Genomic DNA, 2097 nt, shown 5'->3' on the forward strand with positions numbered 1-2097 from the left:
GGTCCGGCCCGGGCTGACGCCCCGGGGGCCGCCGCCCACCGCCCGGATCCGGGCCTTAGCACGAAGTGCCCCTTGCTCGGGGCAAGTTCACCCGGAGACCGCTCGCATTGGCGAACCGGGGGCGAGCGCCGGTTCGGGGCGCGCGGGGCGCGGTAAACCTGGTGCCATCACCGGCCCGGCGACGGGTCCGGAGGTCCGGCCGGACCGTTCCCTCCGGTGCGCGCGACGCACGGCCACGGCGGAGTCCCGGCGGGCCGGACCGACCGCGGCACCGACCGGCCGCCCAGCGAGCAACCACGACCCGGCGGCCGTCCCGGCCACCGGCGGCGGAGAGGAGAGACAGCGGCAGCGGACCGCACGACCAGGTCCTGCCACCGGCGCGCACCCACCGTCCCCGGGCGCCGCACGGCGGAGGCTTACCGTGCCGCGCACCACCCGCGCGCCACCGCCCACCGCACCGCTCCGAACCCTCAGGCCCACCGGCCGCCCGCCCGTCCCGTCCCCCCACTCTTCCGATCGTTTGAGGATGCTGAATGCTTGGTGCTGGTTCGTCACCCGGACGCCGGCGCTCCGCCCCCGTGCTCGTCTGGCTCCTGCCCACCGTCGTGACGGCTGCCGTCGCCGCCGTCGCCGTGGCCGCGGCCACCCCCGACTCGCGCCTCCCCGTCGCCGTCTGCGCGGCGGTGGGCACCCTGGCCGTGGTCCTGGTCGCCGCCGAGGCCGCCCGCCGGGGCCGGGCGACGGAGGAACTGCGCGCGCGGGCCGTCCAGCGTGAGGGTGAACTGATCCGCCGGCTCACCCGGCAGGAGACCGAGTACATCCGACTGGCCAAGTCCGTCCTGCCCGCCGCCATGACCCGGCTCACCCACGGCGAGGGCCTGGAGGACGTGGTCAACGCGTACACCCTCCAGGACGTCACGGTCGGCGCGGAGTTCCGGACCGCCCAGCAGACCCTGCTGCGCGCCGTACTGGAGACCGTCGAGAACGAGGAGGCGCTGCGCGAGTCCTCACGGCGCTCCTTCGTCAACATCGCCCGCCGTGTACAGGCGATCGTCCACCGGCAGGCCGCCGAGCTGCGCATCATGGAGCACCGGCACGGCAACGACCCCGCGGTCTTCGACGACCTGCTGCTGGTCGACCACGGCAACGCCCTCATCGGCCGCCTGGCCGACAGCATCGCCGTCCTCGGCGGCGCGCGGCCGGGCCGTCAGTGGAACCGGGCCGTGCCGCTGTACAGCGTGCTGCGCGGCGGCATGTCGCGGATCCTCGACTTCCAGCGGGTCGAGCTGCACCCGGTCTCCGACGTGGCGGTGGTCGGCCCGGCGGTCGAGCCGCTCATCCACGCGGTGGCCGAACTCCTCGACAACGCCACCCGCTACTCGCCCCCGCACACCAGCGTGCACCTGACCGCCGTCGAGGTGCAGACCGGCATCGCGATCGAGATCGAGGACGGCGGGCTCAGCCTCAGCGAGGAGGGCCGGGCCCGCGCCGAGCGGATGCTGCTGGAGGCGCAGGCCGGCATCGACCTCAACGAGCTCGGTGAGACCCCCCGGCTCGGCCTCGCCGTCGTCGGCCGGCTCTCCCGGGCGTACGGCTTCCAGGTCTCGCTGCGCCCCTCGGCCTACGGCGGGGTGCGGGCGGTGCTGGTCGTGCCGCAGGAGCTGATCACCACCGCGCCCGCGACCGGGCGCGCCCACGGCATCGGTGTCACCGGCTCGTCCGGTCCGGAGCCGGTGGACGACCGCCGCCCGCACACCTCGCCACCGCCGCGGCGGCCGCTCTCCGGCTCGCTGCCGGGGCCGCTCAGCGGTGGCGAGGACGTCCCGGTGGTGACCGAGCGCACCGCCACCGGTCTGCCCCGCCGGCGCCGGCACGCCGCGCCGACCGCCCGGATCGGCGTCGCCCCGACAACCCGCACCACCACCGCCCGCTCCACCGGCACCACCGGCCGGGCGGCGACCAGGGGCGGCTCGGCGGGCGCGAACGGTACGGCCGGCCCGAACGGTGCCTCGGCCGCGAACGGCTCGACGGGCCCGAACGGCGCCTCGGCAGTCAACGGCTCGGCGGGTTCGAACGGCTCGGCCGGCTCCAACGGCT

Annotated in this window: 1 protein-coding gene; it reads left to right on the forward strand. The window is 76.3% G+C overall.

The genetic code is table 11. The annotated features are described in order from the left end of the window. Nucleotides 1–533 precede the first annotated feature (533 nt). A partial coding sequence (locus VR45_RS41225) for an ATP-binding protein (protein WP_234326686.1) occupies nt 534–2097 on the forward strand: 1564 nt, incomplete at its 3' end.

Origin of the sequence: Streptomyces sp. NRRL S-495 (genome assembly GCF_000966955.1) — a bacterium.
Taxonomy (GTDB): domain Bacteria; phylum Actinomycetota; class Actinomycetes; order Streptomycetales; family Streptomycetaceae; genus Kitasatospora; species Kitasatospora purpeofusca.